The organism is Mesorhizobium sp. M0898, from assembly GCF_040319695.1.
Lineage (GTDB): Bacteria > Pseudomonadota > Alphaproteobacteria > Rhizobiales > Rhizobiaceae > Mesorhizobium.
Map to the genome: position 1 here is coordinate 1 of NZ_JAMYOE010000052.1, position 17976 is coordinate 17976.

Annotated in this window: 20 protein-coding genes; 4 read left to right on the forward strand and 16 right to left on the reverse strand. The window is 63.8% G+C overall.

Annotated features, from left to right (window positions below; genetic code table 11):
• Positions 1 to 99 precede the first annotated feature (99 nt).
• From NKH90_RS30200 to NKH90_RS30220, 5 genes are all read right to left on the reverse strand, one after another.
• Positions 100 to 432: a four-helix bundle copper-binding protein gene (locus NKH90_RS30200; protein WP_352822779.1), complete on the reverse strand. Its 333-nt coding sequence runs from the start codon at positions 430 to 432 to the stop codon at positions 100 to 102.
• A 10-nt stretch (positions 433 to 442) separates the two neighbouring features.
• Entirely contained in the window at positions 443 to 586 is a 144-nt protein-coding gene (locus NKH90_RS30205) for a hypothetical protein (protein WP_352822781.1), read from the reverse strand.
• A 558-nt stretch (positions 587 to 1144) separates the two neighbouring features.
• Positions 1145 to 2365 carry an NAD(P)/FAD-dependent oxidoreductase gene (locus NKH90_RS30210; RefSeq protein ID WP_352822784.1) on the reverse strand — a complete coding sequence of 407 codons (1221 nt, stop codon included), beginning with the start codon at positions 2363 to 2365 and terminating at the stop codon, positions 1145 to 1147.
• Entirely contained in the window at positions 2362 to 3075 is a 714-nt protein-coding gene (locus tag NKH90_RS30215; protein WP_352822786.1) for a methyltransferase domain-containing protein, read from the reverse strand. Before NKH90_RS30215 ends, NKH90_RS30210 begins: the two co-directional genes overlap by 4 nt.
• Positions 3072 to 4139, reverse strand: coding sequence for a type III polyketide synthase (locus tag NKH90_RS30220; protein WP_352542792.1), 1068 nt, complete (start codon positions 4137 to 4139; stop codon positions 3072 to 3074). The genes NKH90_RS30215 and NKH90_RS30220 overlap by 4 nt, the downstream gene beginning before the upstream one ends.
• Before the next feature lie 269 nt (positions 4140 to 4408).
• Between NKH90_RS30220 and cueR the strand changes: the two genes are divergently transcribed.
• Positions 4409 to 4807, forward strand: a complete 399-nt coding sequence (gene cueR / locus NKH90_RS30225; protein WP_352473250.1) for a Cu(I)-responsive transcriptional regulator — start codon at positions 4409 to 4411, stop codon at positions 4805 to 4807.
• Between the two features lie 42 nt (positions 4808 to 4849).
• Here the strand turns inward: cueR and NKH90_RS30230 are convergent, their stop codons facing one another.
• Positions 4850 to 5341 carry a DUF2127 domain-containing protein gene (locus tag NKH90_RS30230; protein WP_352542988.1) on the reverse strand — a complete coding sequence of 164 codons (492 nt, stop codon included), beginning with the start codon at positions 5339 to 5341 and terminating at the stop codon, positions 4850 to 4852.
• A gap of 32 nt (positions 5342 to 5373) precedes the next feature.
• On the opposite strand from NKH90_RS30230, the gene NKH90_RS30235 reads away from it, so the two are divergent.
• Positions 5374 to 5916 carry a phosphatase PAP2 family protein gene (locus NKH90_RS30235; protein WP_352822790.1) on the forward strand — a complete coding sequence of 181 codons (543 nt, stop codon included), beginning with the start codon at positions 5374 to 5376 and terminating at the stop codon, positions 5914 to 5916.
• 17 nt (positions 5917 to 5933) lie between these two features.
• Positions 5934 to 6491 carry a cytochrome c gene (locus NKH90_RS30240; protein ID WP_352822793.1) on the forward strand — a complete coding sequence of 186 codons (558 nt, stop codon included), beginning with the start codon at positions 5934 to 5936 and terminating at the stop codon, positions 6489 to 6491.
• A gap of 5 nt (positions 6492 to 6496) precedes the next feature.
• On the opposite strand, the gene atzF is transcribed toward NKH90_RS30240, so the two are convergent.
• The 8 genes from atzF to NKH90_RS30280 are packed head-to-tail and all read right to left on the reverse strand — an operon-like array spanning position 6497 to position 14770.
• Positions 6497 to 8305, reverse strand: a complete 1809-nt coding sequence (atzF, locus tag NKH90_RS30245) for an allophanate hydrolase (protein WP_352822796.1) — start codon at positions 8303 to 8305, stop codon at positions 6497 to 6499.
• Positions 8302 to 8652, reverse strand: coding sequence for a cupin domain-containing protein (locus tag NKH90_RS30250; protein ID WP_352501326.1), 351 nt, complete (start codon positions 8650 to 8652; stop codon positions 8302 to 8304). The genes atzF and NKH90_RS30250 overlap by 4 nt, the downstream gene beginning before the upstream one ends.
• Entirely contained in the window at positions 8645 to 9313 is a 669-nt protein-coding gene (locus NKH90_RS30255) for a cysteine hydrolase family protein (RefSeq protein WP_352822799.1), read from the reverse strand. The genes NKH90_RS30250 and NKH90_RS30255 overlap by 8 nt, the downstream gene beginning before the upstream one ends.
• On the reverse strand, positions 9313 to 10797 hold the full coding sequence (locus NKH90_RS30260; protein WP_502896441.1) for an ABC transporter ATP-binding protein: 1485 nt from the start codon (positions 10795 to 10797) through the stop codon (positions 9313 to 9315). The genes NKH90_RS30255 and NKH90_RS30260 overlap by 1 nt, the downstream gene beginning before the upstream one ends.
• 58 nt (positions 10798 to 10855) lie before the next feature.
• Positions 10856 to 11557 (reverse strand): biuret amidohydrolase, encoded by a 702-nt coding sequence (gene biuH, locus NKH90_RS30265; RefSeq protein WP_352822804.1) that lies wholly within the window; start codon positions 11555 to 11557, stop codon positions 10856 to 10858.
• A 14-nt stretch (positions 11558 to 11571) separates the two neighbouring features.
• Positions 11572 to 12498: an ABC transporter permease gene (locus tag NKH90_RS30270; protein ID WP_352822807.1), complete on the reverse strand. Its 927-nt coding sequence runs from the start codon at positions 12496 to 12498 to the stop codon at positions 11572 to 11574.
• Complete coding sequence (locus NKH90_RS30275) at positions 12498 to 13622, reverse strand: ABC transporter permease (protein WP_352822810.1); 1125 nt, start codon at positions 13620 to 13622, stop codon at positions 12498 to 12500. Before NKH90_RS30275 ends, NKH90_RS30270 begins: the two co-directional genes overlap by 1 nt.
• Before the next feature lie 20 nt (positions 13623 to 13642).
• On the reverse strand, positions 13643 to 14770 hold the full coding sequence (locus NKH90_RS30280) for a BMP family ABC transporter substrate-binding protein (RefSeq protein WP_352467659.1): 1128 nt from the start codon (positions 14768 to 14770) through the stop codon (positions 13643 to 13645).
• Positions 14771 to 15091: 321 nt separating this feature from the next.
• Between NKH90_RS30280 and NKH90_RS30285 the strand changes: the two genes are divergently transcribed.
• Positions 15092 to 15751 carry a GntR family transcriptional regulator gene (locus NKH90_RS30285; RefSeq protein WP_023677208.1) on the forward strand — a complete coding sequence of 220 codons (660 nt, stop codon included), beginning with the start codon at positions 15092 to 15094 and terminating at the stop codon, positions 15749 to 15751.
• 3 nt (positions 15752 to 15754) lie between these two features.
• On the opposite strand, the gene doeB is transcribed toward NKH90_RS30285, so the two are convergent.
• Both doeB and doeA read right to left on the reverse strand, forming a co-directional pair.
• Positions 15755 to 16756, reverse strand: coding sequence for a N(2)-acetyl-L-2,4-diaminobutanoate deacetylase DoeB (gene doeB / locus NKH90_RS30290; RefSeq protein ID WP_352473232.1), 1002 nt, complete (start codon positions 16754 to 16756; stop codon positions 15755 to 15757).
• Between the two features lie 5 nt (positions 16757 to 16761).
• Positions 16762 to 17940: an ectoine hydrolase DoeA gene (doeA, locus tag NKH90_RS30295; RefSeq protein ID WP_352822811.1), complete on the reverse strand. Its 1179-nt coding sequence runs from the start codon at positions 17938 to 17940 to the stop codon at positions 16762 to 16764.
• Positions 17941 to 17976 lie beyond the last annotated feature (36 nt).

The window sequence follows — 17976 nt, forward strand, 5'->3', positions numbered from 1 at the left end:
GGGGGCGGTGGGGGGGTTGTCCTTCGCGCGGCAACCCCCTCTCCGGCGGCTCTGCTGCCGGCCCGCCGCCGGGCGGGCCGCCCCCCCCCCCCCCGACGATCAAGCCGCCATCCTTTTGCAGCTCTCGGCGCAACGCCGACAGGCTTCGACACAGTCCTGCATATCGCCGATGCGCTCGCAGTCTGTTGCGCACTCGTCGCAGATTTCCGCGCATTCGCGGCAGACGTGTTTGTGATGCGCCGAACCGAGCAGCATGAAATGCGCAGCGGTCCGGCAGATCTCGGCGCAGGCGAGCATCAGCCGGAAATGTTGCGGCTCGGTGTGTTTACCGCCTGTTTCGAGGCAATGCCCCGAAGCGGTGCCGAGGCAGGCTTGATAGCAATCCAGGCAAGCCTCGATGCAGTCCTTCATTTCGGGAGACTGGTTGTGCATGATCGTGTCCTCACTCCGCCTTGGCCTGCCAGGCCTTGTGGATTGTCATCGCTTCGTCTGTGTGGCCGGACGAGGCGGCGACGGCTGTTGCGACACCGGCCATCAGGCCGACAGCTATAAGGCCGACAGCCATAAGGATTGTCTGCTTTCTCATGGTCTTCTCCAATCGGATTGGGGCTGTGAGCTCGAAAACAGGATGGACACCCTGTTTGGGCGTCCGTTCAGGACATCCGATCGATTGGCGGCCGTTCAATTCGCCGAGGCACGGTGCCATGGGCGCGCATCGGACCGGATTGAACCTGTCTTGCCGGGGCGCTCGACGCGCTTAATGCCGTTTCATGGACGAGGAAGGCATGACAGGCCGATCCGCAACACGCCGATCCGCAACACTGGGCGGCAGGGTGAGCGGGACAGGTTGCGTCGTCAAAGTGCCCGCCGGTAGCGGTGGGTTCGCCCGCCGCTACCGACTCATTCGAGGTCGAGAGATGCTGCACGGGCGATGCGATCAGTTTGTCGGCGGCAGAAGGAACCGAGTCGACGGCAGAAGGAACCGGCCGGCCCGCAACAATCAGCAACGCGGCAAAGATGATCCACGCAACCCATGAAAGGTCCATCCCTGTCGCAACCCGAACTTGCATTCGCGCCCAACGCGCGGTGGCCCTAACTGTTCCGACAGCCAGTGTTCGGCGTGCCCAATGCGCTGCACTACTCGTCAGACGAAGCCGGGAACCGGCTTGGTCTTGCCGCTCAGTTGCGCGCCCAGCGTCAGTGTCTGCGGGAAATTCCGGACGATCGCTGCCATCAAGGTGGCGCTGCCGGGGCGAAGGGCAATTCCGGCAACGGCCGCGGCGGCGTAGACCCGTGTCGAAAACAGTCTTTTCCAGGCCGCCTCGTAGCGTCTGGCGGCAGCCTCGCGCCCTGCTCGGCCACTTGGCGCGCATGCGAGTTCGCAAGCCAGCAGCCAGCCGGACTGAAGCGCCATCGAGATGCCCTCGGCGATGACAGGATGAGACTCTCCGGCTGCATTGCCGACGCGGAAGATGTCCTCTTCGTAGCACGAGCGAATTCCCGGCCGGATCGGACCTGCGGCAAGCCACGGACCGTCGAGGAGAGCCGGTTCCAAGGCGTTCCTGACGCCTCGGCACGAGTCCACGAGATGGCGCGAGACCGCATCGGCGGCCGACACGTGGCTCCGTTGTTTGGGGCCATATTGTTTACGCAGCCGCGCGAGCATATCGCGCCGGATGCAGCACGAGATCGACAACCGGCCATGATCCGCCGAAACCATGCCGCCATAGCCGCCGGGGAAGGCCAGCAGAGGCATCAAATCCGGCGGCAGGGACGACCCGGTGAAATGCGCCTTGAAGCCGAGCAGGTCCGACGGGCGATTGGCCTTTGCGAGCTGGCTGGGCAATGGTCCCGGTTCCCACGAGCCGTGTGCGGCGACAATCACCGGCGCTCGCAATATCGCCGCTTCATCCCCGGCCTGAATTCGCACCCTTCGCATCTCACCGTCCGGCTCGATGGCGACGGCGCGGCAAGGTTGAAAGATTTCGACACCCGCCGATCGCGCCGCTTGCAAAAGCAGAGAGTCGAGAATGTCCCGGCCGAGCGCCCGGCCGAAGCTGTCTTTCCCACGAGGCCCAGCTCCTGCACGTGGCATTGCCGCCTCGACACAGGTCTCCCCGGAAAACAAACCGACGCGGCGGATTTCGGGGCCGGCATTGGCACGCCAGGCATCGCCGATCTCGAGCCGGTCGAGAAGCGCAAGATTGCTTGCCGAGATGTATTCGCCGCAGACCTTGCGGCGCGGAAATGCGGTCTTTTCCACAATTGCCACGGCCCATCCGCGCCGGGCCAGCGCGAGCGCGACGGATGTGCCCGCCGGGCCGGCGCCTATGATGATCGCGTCATGGGTCGACAATCGCGTCATGGGTCGTTGCCGGCGCTGGCGCCGACGAAAATGTGGGAAAACAGGCCGGCGCGTCGTTCCTCGACCGGTTTGCCGTTGGCCGCAAGCCAGAGACCGGAAAGCTCGCTGCCGCGAAAGCCGGCACGCACGCTTTGCGCCGCGTCGTTTCGTGTGACGTCGTTGGCGCCGATTGCCGGCAGAAGACGGGTCGCGGCCAGCGGCAGTTTCGCCCGCAGCGGCTCTGTCGCAATGAGCAACGGGGCTTTCGGCCCGATCAGCGAAAACAGACGCACGAGCTGTGCATCATCGAGGTGATGCAGGAACAGATTGACGGTGACGGCGTCGAAACGCGCGCCCTCGATCTTTCCTGCCCAGTCGAAGACATCGGCGGTGACGCCTTCCGCCCTCCATCCCAGCCTGTCAAGATCGCCGCGCAATTGCGCGGTGAGGAGGCCGACGCGGTCGAGCATCACCAGTTCGACCCCGGGCCAATGCCTGGTCATGCGCCGCGCCACCGCCAGCATGAAGGAGCCATCGCCGGCGCCGATCTCCAGAATGCGGCGTGGCGGCTTTGGCACAAACCTCCTGAGCAACGACGTCATGATCGGCACCTGAAACATCAGCATATTGATGCGCCGAAGGTCGCGGCGCGCGGCCAGCGCTCGCGGATCGTCGGCCGCAAGTCCGTCGAGGATTTCCGGCGCAAGCTGCCGGTGCTCCAGGCCGCTCATGACACCGTTCGAAAGAGCATGGTTTCGGCCGTCAGCCCGGGTCCGAACGACATGCCGCAACCGAGCAGGCCGGGTGGCGCCTTCAGCATCTCCTTCATCACGAACATGACGGTCGCCGACGACATGTTCCCATACTGGCGCAACACCTCGCGCGATGGTTCCAGCGCGGTGGGCTCCAGTTCCAGGGCCCTTTCGACGGCGTCGAGCACCGAACGTCCACCCGGATGCACGGCCCAAAGGTCGATGTCTTTCGCCGATCGGCCTCCGAGGATGGCGGCCTGGCTGTTCCGCAACGCTTCATGAATCGCTGCCGGCACCTGGCCGGAAAGAACCATTTCGAAGCCGTGGTCGCGAATGTTCCAGCGCATCAGGTCCCGCCGTTCCCTCGCCACCAGACAGTGAAAGCTATCGAGCTCGATGCCGGCCGGCTCGGCAGTGATGAGCGCAGCCGCGCAGCCGTCGCCCCAAAGGCAGAACGACAGCAGTTTTTCCAGTTCGGTGGTCTGTCGCAGATGCATCGTGCAGAGCTCGATATTGACCAGCAGGACCTTGGACTGCGGGTCGGAGCGGACGATGTGGCGGGCCAGCTTGAGGCCGTTGATCGCCGCATAGCAACCCATGAACCCGATCATCGTGCGTTCGATCCCGTTCGGCAGCCCGCAACGCGCAACCAGCTCGAGATCGATGCCCGGCGCCGAAAAGCCGGTGCAGGTGGTGACGATCAGATGGGTGATGCGGGAAGCGTCGTCGCCAAGCTGCAATCCGTCGATGCCCTTTTGCGCCAGAACAGGTGCGGCATCGTCGAACATCGCCATTCTCGCCGCCGTTCCGGGAAACGCGCCCCGGATGAAGGTTCCGGCCAGGTCGGCGGACGGTCCCTCGGGGTCGGACGCCGGCGCAAAGCAGGAATAGCGGTGCTCGATGCCGGCAAGATCGGCCATGCGTTCGAAGATCCTCCGGCGATCGGCCGCGAGCATGGAGGCCGCGAAACGCAGGTAGAATTCATGAACCTCGTGCTCCGGTGCCGCTGTCGCGATCCGGTTGATATAGGCCTTGACGGGCATGTTCTGTCTCCTCGGCGTCTGCACGGTGTTGCGTCGAGCCAGCGCCGGAGGGTCTTTGCTCATCGGCACCCGGTGTCGAACACCGGGTTTTGAGCACTGTTCGGTAAAAACGTTTCCGAGGACCGATTTCTTCCCGAAGGTTCAGTATGTACTGGCAGGCAAACGGTTGGAGCGGGCGGGCGGTTGCGTCAGGCATCCAAAATCGCCACATCATGTTGACCTTCCATCTACTGGAAGGTCTATTTCCTCCGACAAAGGAGATTTCCGCCATGAACATCGGCGTCGCATCCGAAAAATCCGGCTTGCCGGCCAAGACGATCCGTTACTACGAGGATATCGGGCTCTTGCACCCGGCCCGGACGGACAATGGCTATCGTGATTACTCGACGGCCGATATTCACCGGCTGCGCTTCCTGCAGCGCTCGCGAAGCCTGGGGTTTTCGGTCGACGAATGCCGCCAGCTGCTGTCGCTGTACCAGGACAGGGAACGTGACAGCGCCGACGTGAAGGCGATCGCGAAAGCCAAGCTGGTCGAGGTCGACAGGAAGATCGCCGAACTGGTCGGATTGCGCGGCTTGCTTCACCAATTGGTCAGTCACTGCCACGGCGACGAGCGGCCGGATTGCCCGATTATCGACGAGCTGGCAGGACAAGGCGTCGCCCAGTGAGGTGGATTGAAAATCGGAGCGGCTGACGTGCAAACTTCGCTGTCATGCCGGCTTGTGCTGCCGCACGACCTTCCATTCATGCCAGATCAGCACCATGACGACAGCATCGAATACGGTCAGGACAAGCAGGCCGAACGAATGAGTGTAGGAGTAGCGGTAGACTTGATAGAACATAAATGCGCCCAGCGCCGCAAGCGATGCCGGATACGACCACAGCTTGCCTCTCAAAAGCCCGACAACGAGCAGCAGTTTTATCAGGCCGTGGCTAAGCAGGTAGAAGGCATAAAACTCCTTGCTGGCGACGGAAAAGTGGCTTGCCATCTGCGACAGATAGCCAGCTATGAAATCGTTCGGATCTTCGATCAATTCCTCTTGGGTGAATGTATTGACCCAGGAGGCAATGGCGTCGGTGGTGACGACATAAAGCAGGATCCCGCCCACGCATTCGATCAGGGCATGCGCCCCTTTAAGCCAGATGCTGAGCTCGAAAATCTGATGGATGCGGCGTTCGTCTACTGCTTTCACAAAATTCACCTTGCGATCGACAACAGCGGAAACGAGAAACGATGGATGCAGCTCTAACCCACTGGATCAACGCGGCAGCCGGGATCAGCCCTTTTCTTGATAAGGCAATGATCGCCGTCTCACAAATCGGCGTTCCGCTGATGGTGCTGGCTGTTGCCCTGCAATGGTGGGCAAAGGCCGACCGCTACCATGTGCGCCATGCTGCCTTGTCCGCCGGCTTGGCGTTCCTGCTCGGTCTGGCGATCAATCAGTTCATTTTGCTATTCGTCCACCGGCTGCGGCCCTACGATGCCGGCGTGACGCATCTGCTGATTGCGCCCAGCGCCGACTGGTCGTTTCCCTCCGACCACGCGACAGCCAGCTTTGCGGTTGTTGCGGCTCTTGCAACGCAAGGTCTGCCGCGCCGGATGCTGGCCCTCTCCATCATGGCATTGCTGATCTGCTGGTCGAGAATTTATATCGGCACCCACTATCTCACCGACGTGATAGGCGGTGCCATCACTGGCGTCTTAGGTGCCGTTGTGGTCCGATTTGCCTATCGCGAGAACTCCCGACTGGACAGTCTGGTCACAAGAATTCTCTAGCTCCTTATGTGCCAACGATGAGACGAGCAGCTATCATAGCGGTCCTGTCGCTTGCCTGCGTCTCTGTCGTGCTCGCCGCCGCCCATTCGGGTCGTGATGCGGTCATCCAGGCTCGCCAGGCCTCGATGAAGGAAATGGCCCAGGCCGCAAAGACGATAGCCGGGATGTTCGACGGCAAGCAGGCGTACGACGCCGCGGCCTTCAAGGCGGCGGCCGAGACCATCCGCGCCCGCACCGGCCCTGCCCTGATTGCCGAATTCCCCAGCGCGACATTGGGCGCGCCTTCAGGCGCCAGGCCGGATATCGACCCCGCCCGCGCGGAGTTCGAAGAGCTGGCTCGCCACATCGGGACGCTGGCCAGCGCCTTGGCCTCCGACGCCGAGCGGGCGCCGCCGCGCATCACCGACGACATGAGAATGGGTTCCGGCCTGGCGATGGGCGGTGGCAGCCTGCTTGGCAAGCGACCATCACTCGCGGAAGCCGATCCCACTAAATTGCCGGCGGAGCCCCTCCTGCATCTCATCTTGCAGGATTGCTCGAGCTGCCATTCGAAGTTTAGGCAAAAGGTCGAGTGATAGCGTCAGCTTCGCTGCAGCTGACCCGCCATGAAATTGCGCCAGCCGCCGAAATGCGAAATCTCCTTTGCATCGGTGAGACCGGCACTTTCGACGAGAAAGCCCTTCGGCGAAGTTCCGTCGTCAAGCACAAGCGTCCCGATGCCGAGCGGCGGCGGGATCGCGGCAACAAAACGGCCGAAGGCTTGCGGCGAGAGCCGCCAGACTTCGACCTCGATCGCTGTCCCCTTGCCGTTGCAGATCCGTTCGAGCCCCGGTCGCGGCACCGACTGGCCGGCGAGCGCGTAAAGCCGGTAGAGCGGCGCCGTTCTTGCAGCCCGGGCGAAAATCGCGCCGAGCTGCTGCAGCTGGCCGTTCAGCGCCATCCCCGACAGATGCGCGCCGACCACGGCCAGCTCGATCGTGCCTTCATCCACGCCCGCCAGAACATCGCCGCGCTGCGGCTGCGGCCAGCCGATAGCACCAAGCGCAAGGCCGCTTGCCGCATGGACATCGCGCGCAAGCGACGCAGTCAGGTGGTCCTTGCCCGCCGCGGCAAGCAAGGTGACGCTCATCGGCAGACCGTCGCTGCGGGTTCCGCTCGGCACGGCAATGCCGCACATGTCGAGCAGATTGACGAAGTTGGTGTAGGTGCCGAGCCGGCTGTTGGTGACGATGGGATCGGCCAGCACCGCTTCGACTGTGTAGTGCGTCGGCGCGGTCGGCACGCAGAAAACGTCGACCGAGGCGATGACCGGCGCAAGCCTGGCCTTATAGCCTTGCAGGGCATAGAGCCCCTTGAAAGCGTCCGCAGCGGAAAGTTTTCGCGCACCGCCGATGATCTGCCGCGTCACCGGATGCATGGCGGCCTCGTTGGCATCCATGAAGTCCCTGATCGCGGCGTAACGCTCGGCCACCCAGGCGCCTTCGTAGAGCAGAGTGGCGGTGGCGTAGAAATCACCGAACGGGATTTCGACCAGCCGGCAGCCCAGCGTCTCCAGCGAGGCAAGAGCGGCCTCGAAACCCGCCTGCATCGCCTCGTCGCCGAAGAAGGTCCAGTCCGCCCTGGCCGGCACGCCGACAGTCAGCACCGGCGGGCGCGCGGCAAGAGCCTGAATGCAGAGGTCACGCGAATAGGGATCGGCGTCGTCCTTTGCCGCCGCCGCCTCGAACACGTGATAGGCGTCATCGACGGTGAGCGCGAAGACCGAGACGCAGTCGAGCGTCCGGCAGGCCGGCACGACGCCGGCGGCTGATAGCGCGCCGACGCTCGGCTTCAGCCCGACGATGTTGTTGAGGCCGGCGGGTATGCGCCCCGAACCGGCGGTATCGGTGCCGAGCGCGAAGGAGACGATGCCGCGCGCCGTCGCCACGGCCGAGCCGCACGAGGAACCGCCCGGCACCAGTTTCGGGTCGATCGCATTCCTCGGGATTGGATAGGGCGTGCGAACGCCGACCAGGCCGGTGGCGAACTGGTCGAGATTGGTCTTGCCGACAACCAGCGCGCCGGCGGCCTTGAGCCGCGCGACGACGGTGGCGTCTTTCGCCGGCAAGTAGGCATATTCCGCACAACCCGCCGTGGTCGGCATGCCGGCAACATCGATGTTGTCTTTGACCGCGAACGGCACGCCCCACAGCGGCTTTGCCGCGGGATCGAACGGGCCGAGCTTTTCCGCCTCGGCAAGCAACTCCGCCCTGCTCGCCAGATGGATGAAGATGCCGGGGTCATCGGCCGCCGCGAGCCGCGCATGGACCATATCGATCACCTCGCCAATGCTGACGCCGGCCTGATAGGCAACGTGCAGGCTCGCTATGTCGAAGCGGATGTCGCTCATTTGGCCTCGCCCAGAATGACTACCGGCAGGTTCCACTGGATGAGTACGACGCAGCCATCCTTGGTCCACACCGAATGCTCGGTTCCGACCGGGTTCAGGATCACGCTGCCCGCGGCATGATCGCCGTTCTCGTCGCTCTGCGTGCCTTCCAGCACGATGATCGTCTCCAGCCCGGCATGGCGATGACGCGGCACGCTGGCGCCAGCCCGGTAGTTCAGGATGGCGACCGACGGTTCCATCGGCCCACCCTTGAGCAGCCAATGCACTGTGATGCCTTCGCGAAAATGCTCGAATGGCAGATCACGCCAGCCCCCTTGGATGAGAGCCGCGTATGCGACGTTAGGCATTGGAAAGTCCCTCGAGCACCTGGTCCGTCGTTGCCGTCCAGCCGACGATGGCGCCCTGCGCCCTGATCATGGCAAGGGCTGCCGCCTTGAACTCCGGAAAATAGCTCTCAGTGGCATCCTCCGCCAGAAGGCATTCATAGCCGCGGTCGTTGGCCTCGCGCATCGTCGTCTGCACACAGACCTCCGTCGTCACCCCGGCAAAGACTAGCTGCTGTGCGCCGAGCCGCTTGAGGTCGTCGCCGAAGCTGGTGGCATAGAACGCGCCCTTGCCGGGTTTTTCGATGACGATCTCGCCAGGCAGTGGGGCAAGTTCATCGAGGATCGCCGTTCCCGGCTCCCCGACGATCAGCACACGACCCATTGGCCCGACATCGCCGATCCTGATCGACGGATTGCCGCGATTGCGCTTGGCCGGCGGCAGATCCGAAAGGTCTGCCTTGTGGCACTCCATCGTGTGGATCACCGGCAGGCCAGCGGCGCGAAACCCCGCGATCAGCCTCTTCACCGTCGGCACGATGGCCGTGACCCGGCTGACGTCATTACCGAGGCTGGCGCCGAAGCCGCCGGGTTCGGCAAAGTCGCGCTGCATGTCGATGACGACCAGCGCCATCGCCTCAGGCTTGAACACAAACGGAAACGGCAGTGCCTCGATCCCAGCCATCAGTGATGTCCCGCCATGTGCTCGCCGATCGTCTGCACGCTCGCCTGCGCGATCGGCGTCTCGTAGACCAGCGCGCCGTCCGACATGACGAAGATGCGGTCCGAGAGCTCGAGCAGCTCATCAAGGTCCTCCGACATAAGGAGCACGGCGGCACCGGCGTTGCGCGCCTTCATGATGCGGGCGCGGATTTCGGCGACGGCAGAGAAGTCGAGGCCGAAGCAGGGGTTCGACACGATGAGCAAATCGACCTCGCCGGTCAGTTCCCGCGCCAGCACCGCGCGCTGCACATTGCCGCCCGAGAGCGACGAAATCGGCGAAGCGAGCGATGCCGTCTTGACCTTGAACTGTTCGATCAGGCGGGCCGCGTAGTCACTGATCGCACTCATCCTGATCCAGTTGACCGGCTTGCCGGCCTCGTTGAGGTCGAAGGTCCGGAAGGCCATGTTTTCCGCCACCGTCATCTTCGGTGCGCAGGCATTGCGCAACGGCTCCTCCGGAATGAAGCGGACATTGAGCGTGCGCGCCTCGCTGCGGCTGGCGCCATAGGGCGAGCCTTTCACCAGAACGTCGCCGCCATTGCGCGCCCGCTGTCCGGCAAGGACTTCGAGAAACTCCTTCTGGCCGTTACCGGAGATGCCGGCAATGCCGACGATCTCACCCGACTTCACATCGAGTTCGCCGATGTCGATGGTTTTCAAGCCGGTGCGGTCGGGCGCCTTCAGCGACTTTACCGTCAGCACCTGTCTGGCGCCGGCCGGCACCGGGGCGCGGCTGTCGAGTGCGGCGATCGGTTGGTCGCCGATCATCATCGCCGCCATCTGCTTGTGGGAAAGTTCGGAGACCTTTCCGGTTCCGGTCAGCCTGCCCTTGCGCAGGACGGTGATATCGTCGGCAAAGGCCGTCACCTCGTGGAATTTATGCGAGATCATCAGCACGGTGAGGTCGCCGGTCCTGGTCATGTCGCGCACCAGGCCAAGCACTTCGTGTGCCTCGCCGGGAGTGAGCACCGAAGTCGGCTCGTCGAGCACCAGGAAACTGCGGCCGAGATAGAGCTGCTTGATGATTTCGAGCTTCTGCTTCTCGCCGGCGGCAAGTTCCGCCACCTTGACGTCGAGCGGCAGCTTGAACGGCATACGCTGCATGAATTGCGCAAGTGCGGCGCGCTCCTTGCGCCAGTCGATGACGCCCGGCACCTTCTCGCGCGAAATGACCAGGTTCTCCGCGCCGGTCAGCGACGGAACGAGCGTGAAATGCTGATAAACCATGCCGAGCCCGAGCGCCGACGCGTCCTTGGGACTGGCGATCGCGACCTCGCGGCCATCGACCAGCATGTCGCCGGCGGTCGGATGGTAAAAACCCATCATGCATTTGACCAGCGTCGACTTGCCGGCGCCGTTTTCGCCGAGCAGCGCGTGGAACGATCCCGCCGGCACCTTGATCGAGACATCGTCCAGCGCGGTGAAAGCGCCGAAGCGCATGGTCATGCCGATGGTCTCGACGCCGACGGCCTTCTTCCCAGTGCTTCCGCTCAAGATCGCCTCCTCACGGCAGTTGCGCGACGAAGGATGCCGAATTCGACACCGCGCCGAACACCCCGCCCTGCATCTTGATCATCTTGATCGCGGCGAGATGATTGCCGTAGTCGGTTGCCCCGCAGCAATCCTCCAGCATCACGCATTCGAAGCCGCGATCGTTGGCCTCGCGCATCGTCGTGTGGACGCAGACGTCGGTGGTGATGCCGGTCAGCACGATGTTGTCGATGCCGCGCTGGCGCAGGATCAGCTCGAGGTCGGTGGCGCAGAACGAGCCCTTGCCCGGCTTGTCGATGATCGGTTCGCCCGCCGCCGGATAGAGGTCGGGGATGATGTCCCAGCCGGGTTCGCCGCGCACCAGGATGCGCCCGCAAGGTCCGGGGTCGCCGATGCCGGCATTGATGCGGCGCGAACGCCAGCGCTTGTTGGCCGGCAGGTCGGCGAGATCGGGCCGGTGGCCCTCGCGCGTGTGGATTATGGTGTAGCTCTTGGCCCGCATGGCTGCGAGCACCGACTTGATCGGCTCGATCGGTGCCCGCACCAGCGAAAGATCGTAGCCCATATGATCGACATAGCCGCCCGGCCCGCAGAAATCGATCTGCATGTCGATGATGATCAGTGCCGTATTGTCCGGCCGGAGCTCGCCATTATAAGGCCATGGATAAGGGTCGGCGTCGATGTAGCGCTGGGTGATCTCGGCTCTGGCGTTCATCGGAAAAACTCCAGTCATTTGGTGATCGACAATTCGCCCGGCGCGCCGGCAAGCGAGCGGCTCGGCGACGAGGTGGCGATCATGATGATGAGCGTGAGGATGTAAGGCGCGGCGTAGAAGAGGTAGTAGCCCTGCGTGACCCCGACCGATTGCAACGCCGGGCCCAGCGCGCCCGCACCGCCGAACAACAGTGCCGCGGCAAAGCAGCCGAGCGGATTCCAGCGGGCGAAGATGACCAGCGCCACCGCCATCAGGCCCTGCCCCGACGAGATGCGTTCGGTCCAGCTGCCGGGATAATAGAGCGACAGATAGGCGCCGCCGATGCCAGCAAGCGCACCGCCGACACCTGTCGCAAGCAGGCGCACGGTGTTGGGATTGAGGCCCATGGCGCGCGCCGCATCGGAGCTGTCGCCGACGACGCGCACGATCAGGCCGGCGCGGGTGTTGCGGAACGCCCACCATAGGAACACGGCAAGTGCGGCACCAATCAGGAACAGGATGTTGACGTTGAGCGCCGCCTGCACCTGCGGGAGATCCGACCAGCCACCGAAGGCGATGGCCGGCAGGTCTGGTGCCGAGGGCTGGATAAACGGCTTGCCGAAGAAGAAGGCGAGACCGGAGCCGAACAGCATCAGCGCGATGCCGATGGCGATGTCGTTCACCCCGCGGAATTTGCAGATCCAGCCATGGAACAGGCCGAAGCAAAGACCGGCACCTGCGGCAGCCAGCAGACCGAGCCATGGCGAGCCGGTCATCACTGCGACCGCATAGGCGGTCATCGCACCGAAGACCAGCGTGCCTTCGAGGCCAAGATTGATGCGGCCGGAGCGCTCGGTGATGGCTTCGCCGAGCGAGACGAAGATGAAGGGCGTCGAAACGCGGATGGCGCCGCCGAGAATGGCGAGCGGCACGCCCCACAGGCCGATCTCGGTCGCGTCCATCAGGAGCCCCTCTTCCACAGATCGGGATTGAAGACCTTGAAGCGGCCGTAAAAGGTTTCGCTGAACAGGATGACGACGAAGAGCATGCCTTGCAGCACCAGCACGGTCGCGTCGGGCAGGTCCATGCGGCGCTGGATCAGCCCGCCAGAAGCGCCGATACCGCCGAGCAGGAAAGCGACCGGGATGATGGCGAGCGGATTGTGGCGGGCGAGGAAGGCGACGAGGATGCCGGTATAGCCATAGCCGGCGGCGAGCGAGGCGTTGGCGCTGCCTTGAACGGCGCCGACCTCCAGCATGCCGGCCAGCCCGGCGAAGCCGCCGGCGAGCCCGGTGAAGCCGACGATCAGCGGCCCGACGGCAAGCCCTTGCACCTGAGCTGCCCTGACATTGCCGCCGGCGATGCGGGCGGCAAACCCCCAGCGCGTCTTTTCGATCAACAGCCAGGACAAGACGCAGGCGAGAATGCCGACGACCAGGCCCCAGTGCACGTCCATGCCTGGAATGTTGCCGATGCGGTAGGCATCCGCCAGCGGCTCGGTCGAGGGTTTGTTGAGCGAAGTCGGATCGCGCAGAGGCCCTTCGACCAGATGGTTCATCAGCGCGATGGCGATATAGGCCATCAGCAGACTGGAGATGGTTTCGTTGACGGCGCGGTAGTGGCGGAGTGCGCCGACGGCACCGATCCAGATGCCGCCGGCGACCGCGCCCGCCACGCCCATCAGCAGGATGACCAGAAAAGCCGGCGCGCCATTCGCCGCGACGCCGATGGCGGCGGCGGCAACGCCGCCCAGCACGATCGCGCCTTCGCCGCCGATGACGACGAGGCCGAGCCGGGCCGGCAGCGCCACGCAGAGCGCTGCCAGCAAAAGCGGTGCTGCCCGTGACAGCGAGTTCTGGATCGAGAACCACGAGCCGAAGCCGCCGCGCCACATCGTCTCGTAGAGTTGCACCGGCGATTTGCCGACCAGCGCGATGAACACGCTGAACAGCGCCATGCCGACGATCAGTGCCGCGAGCGGTATGACGAAGGCTTCCGCCCGCCGCGCCGCCCATTCGAGCGCCGCCGGATAATTCCTGGCGCCAAACAGCGCCGGTGCGCCCGCAGTGCTGATCGTGTCTGCCATGGCCCCGTCTCCGATCCGGTTCAGGCGGTCGAACCGACGACGCCCTCGACCAGGTAGTCCATGCTTTCGAGTTCGAGCGCGGTCTCGGCGAAGGCCTGGCCTTCGGTCGCGACGACGACGCCCTTGTTGCTCTTCAGCGGACCCTTGATGACGGAAAAGCCGCCTTTCATCATTTCGGCCAGCGTGCCGTCGAACTGTTTGCGGGCGGCGTCGCCGACGGCGGGGCCGAGCGGGCTCATCTTGACGAAGCCGTCGGCCAAGCCACCGCGTGTGAAATTGGGCAGCGGCGTGCCCGCCACCAGATCGTCGACGAACATCTTGTAGACCTTGGCCCAGTTCCATTCCGCGCCGGTCAGGTATTTTTCCGGCGCCAGCGGGCTCTGGTTGGCATGATAGCCGCAGACGAAGGCGCCACGGCCGGCCGCCGTCTCGACCACCACCTTGGGGCTGTCGACATGGCAGGTGATGACGTCGGCGCCCTGGTCGACCAGCGCATTGGTGGCCTCGGCCTCCTTGACCGCTAGCGACCACTCGCCGGTGAAGATCACCTGGCAGGTGATGGTCGGGTCGACCGAGCGCGCGCCGAGCAGGAAGGAATTGATGTTGAGCAACACCTGCGGGATCGGCTTTGCCGCGACGAAGCCGAGCTTCTTGGTTTTGCTGGTGTGACCGGCGACGACGCCGTTCAGATACTGGCCCATGCCGATATAGCCGAAATAGGAACCGGCATTCATCGGATGCTTGTCCTTGTTCCACATGCCACCGCAATGGCGGAACTGCACGTCGGGGAATTTCGCGCACATGGCGAGCATGTGCGGATCGAAATAGCCGAACGAGGTCGGGAAGATCAGCGACGCACCATCGAGATTGATCATCGATTCCATCGTCTTCTGCACGTCGACCGTCTCCGGCACGTTCTCCTCCTCGACGACGGAAATTCCTTCGATCCCCTTCAGCGTGGCGGCGCCTTCGGCATGCGCCTGGTTGTAGCCGTAATCGTCCTTTGGCCCGACATAGATGAAGCCGACGGTGGCCGTCGCGGCGAAGGCCCTGCTGATCGGAAACGATGCGGACGCAAGGCCGAGCGCCGCTCCGGCGGCGGAGGTCTTGAGCAGGTCGCGGCGGCTAAGCATGAATCTCTCGGACATTGAATGCTCCCTCTGTGGGGCCTTTGGGGCCGGTTAACACCTCAATGAAAAAGTGTATGCAATCAGCATGCCAGTTTCAGAAATGAGATTTATTCTGCAATATCAATGAGTGTGCCGATGTGGGCTGCACAAAGCCGGAGCAATTGCATACACTTTTTGCCTCCAAAATCGCCAATTTGACATGAAGGCTAAAACATAGGCATACAGAGATGCAGAGGAATCGAAGCCGGTGAGTGGCTTACGGCTCTAGCGAAAAGACTGGACGGAGGAGACGTGTCGGGAAAGCGCAATTTGATCAGGTCGGGCACGACCGTCGATCAGATGGTGAGGGCGATCAGCGACCGGATCGTCACCGGTTTCCTGCGCCCGGGCGAAAAGCTCGACGAGGCCTCGCTAGCCGCCCGCTTCGACGTCTCACGCACGCCGATCAGGGAAGCGCTCAGCCGGCTCAGCGCCATGGGGCTGGTCGAAAGGCGGCCGAACCGCGGCGCCACCGTCGCCGTGGTGACGCAGGAGCACCTCGCCTCGATGTTCGAAAGCATGGCCGAGCTTGAAGCGATCTGCGCGCGGTTCTCGGCCGAGCGCATGACCGCTGGCGAGCGCCGCACGCTGGAGGCCGAGCACCAGGCGTCGGCGCGCTTCGTGCAGCTCGGTGCCGAAGAAGAGTATGAGCTCTTCAACACCGAATTCCACACCCGGCTCTATCGCGGCGCCCACAGCAAGCACATTTATGAACTGACCGTCATGACCCGTGGCCGGCTGGCGCCGTTCCGGCGCGCGCAATTCATGCTGCCCGGCCGGCTGGCCCAGTCATGGCAGGAGCATGACGCCATCGTGACAGCAATCATGCGCGGCGACAGTGCGGCGGCCGGAACAGCCGCCAAGGATCATGTCTCGATCGTCAGCGAGGCGAGCGCCGTCTTTGCCATCGGCGATCGCCCCAAAGGCAGGACCGAGCCGTTCCCGACATCGGCTTCCTAACCGTCAATCGACCAGCACGGCGACCACGGCAGCGCAGTCGCCGGCCTTGACCAGCCCCGGAAAATGCCGCGCCGCCAACAGACCGGACATTTTGGCCCGGATCTCCTGCGGAGCGCCGCCGGTGCGGCCTATGGAATGGATACGTGCCAGCACCTGGTTCTCTGCCACCGCCTCGCCGAGATCGATCATGGTTTCGATCATCCCGTCGTCCTCGGCGAACGAGAAGCAATCGCCCGATGGCATATCGAGCCAGCGGGTTGGCTGCATCTCGACCGCGCCGGCGACGATGCCGGCATGGCGCAGCACATTGAGCACGCCGCGACGTGCGATCCGCACCGTTTCCGCGCGCGAAGTCCCGCCGCCGCCGAGCTCTGTGGTGATGAACAGCTTGCCCATCTCTTCGGCGGCAGTGTCGAACATGCCGACCGCGTCGATCTCCAGCATTTTCATCGACCATGGTGCGGAGAAGGCTTCAACCGCAGCGAAACCCTTTGCTTCCAGCACCTTGTCGGGCCGGATGTGGGCGGCGCAGAACGGCACGAAGTCGAGCGTCTTGCCGCCGGAGTGGAAGTCGAGCGCGATGTCTGTACGGGGCAGAAGCTCGCGCTGGAAATAATCGGCGATCTTCTCGGTCACCGTGCCGTCGGGCCGGCCGGGAAAGCTGCGGTTGAGATTGCCCTTGTCGATCGGCGAGGTGCGTGTGCCGGCGCGGAACGCCGGATAGTTCATCGCCGGCACGATGATGATCGTGCCGCTGACGTCTTTCGGGTCGAGCGTACGGGCGAGGTCATAGAGCGCCAGCGGCCCCTCGTACTCGTCGCCATGATTGCCGCCGGTGAGCAATGCGCTCGGCCCCTTGCCGTTGCGGATGACGCAGATCGGGATCATCACCGATCCCCAGGCGGAATCGTCGCGGCTGTAAGGCAGGCGCAGGAAACCGTGCTGCACGCCGTCGCGCTCGAAATCGACGGTCGGCGTGATCGGTGACGGGCGAAGGCTGGACATCGGGCTCAATTCTTCACCACCAGTTTGCGCGGCACATTCGCCAGGCACTCGACGCCCGTCTCGGTGATCAGGATGGATTCGGTGATTTCCAGCCCCATCGTCTCAAGCCACAAGCCGGTCATGAAATGGAAGGTCATACCGGGCTTCAACTCGGTGCGGTCGCCTGGACGCAGGCTCATCGTGCGCTCGCCCCAGTCAGGCGGATAGGAAAGCCCGATCGGGTACCCGGTGCGGTTGTCCTTGACGATGCCGTACCGCTTCAGCACCGCGAAGAAGGCGTTGGCGATGTCCTCGCATGTGTTGCCGGGCTTGGCGGCCGCAAGTCCCGCCTCCATGCCTTCCAGCGTCGCCTTTTCGGCATCGAGGAATTCCTGCGTCGGTTTACCAAGGAACACGGTCCGCGACAGCGGGCAGTGATAGCGGTTGTAGCAGCCGGCAATTTCGAAAAAAGTGCCCTCGCCCGACTTCATCGGCCTGTCGTCCCAGGTCAGATGCGGCGCCGATGCGTCGGCGCCCGACGGCAGCAGCGGCACGATCGCCGGATAGTCGCCGCCGATGCCGTCGACGCCGCGCGTGCCGGCATCGTAGATCTCGGCGACCAGGTCGCATTTGCGCATGCCGACCTCGATCTTGTCGACAATGCGCTCGTGCATTGCCTCGACGATGCGGGCGGCTTTGCGCATGTAGTCGATTTCGGTCGGGCTCTTCACCGCGCGCTGCCAGTTGACGAGTGCCGTGGCGTCGACGAAGCGGGCATTGGGTAAGTGCTTCTGCAGCGCTGCGAAGGCAGCGGCGGAGAACCAGTAATTGTCCATCTCGACACCGATGCTGAGCTTGCCCCAGCCGCGATCGGAGAGCACGCTGGACAGAAAATCCATCGGATGGCGCTCGGTCGACTGCACATAGTGGTCGGCATAGCCGATGATGTTGTCGTGCGCGAGATAGGCGGTGCGCTTGGCGCCGTTGGCGTCCTGGCCGCGCCCGTACCACACCGGCTCGCCCGACGGCGGCACGATGACAGCCTGGTGCACGTAGAACGACCAGCCGTCGTAGCCGGTCAGCCAGGCCATGTTGGACGGGTCGCTGACGATCAATAGATCGACGCCCTTGACCTGCATGGCCTTCCGCGTCTTGGCGAGGCGCTCCGCATATTCGCCGCGCGAGAATTTCAAATTGGGCTGCATTGTTCTTGGTCCTCGTTTGTTGGGCCTTGCGGTCAG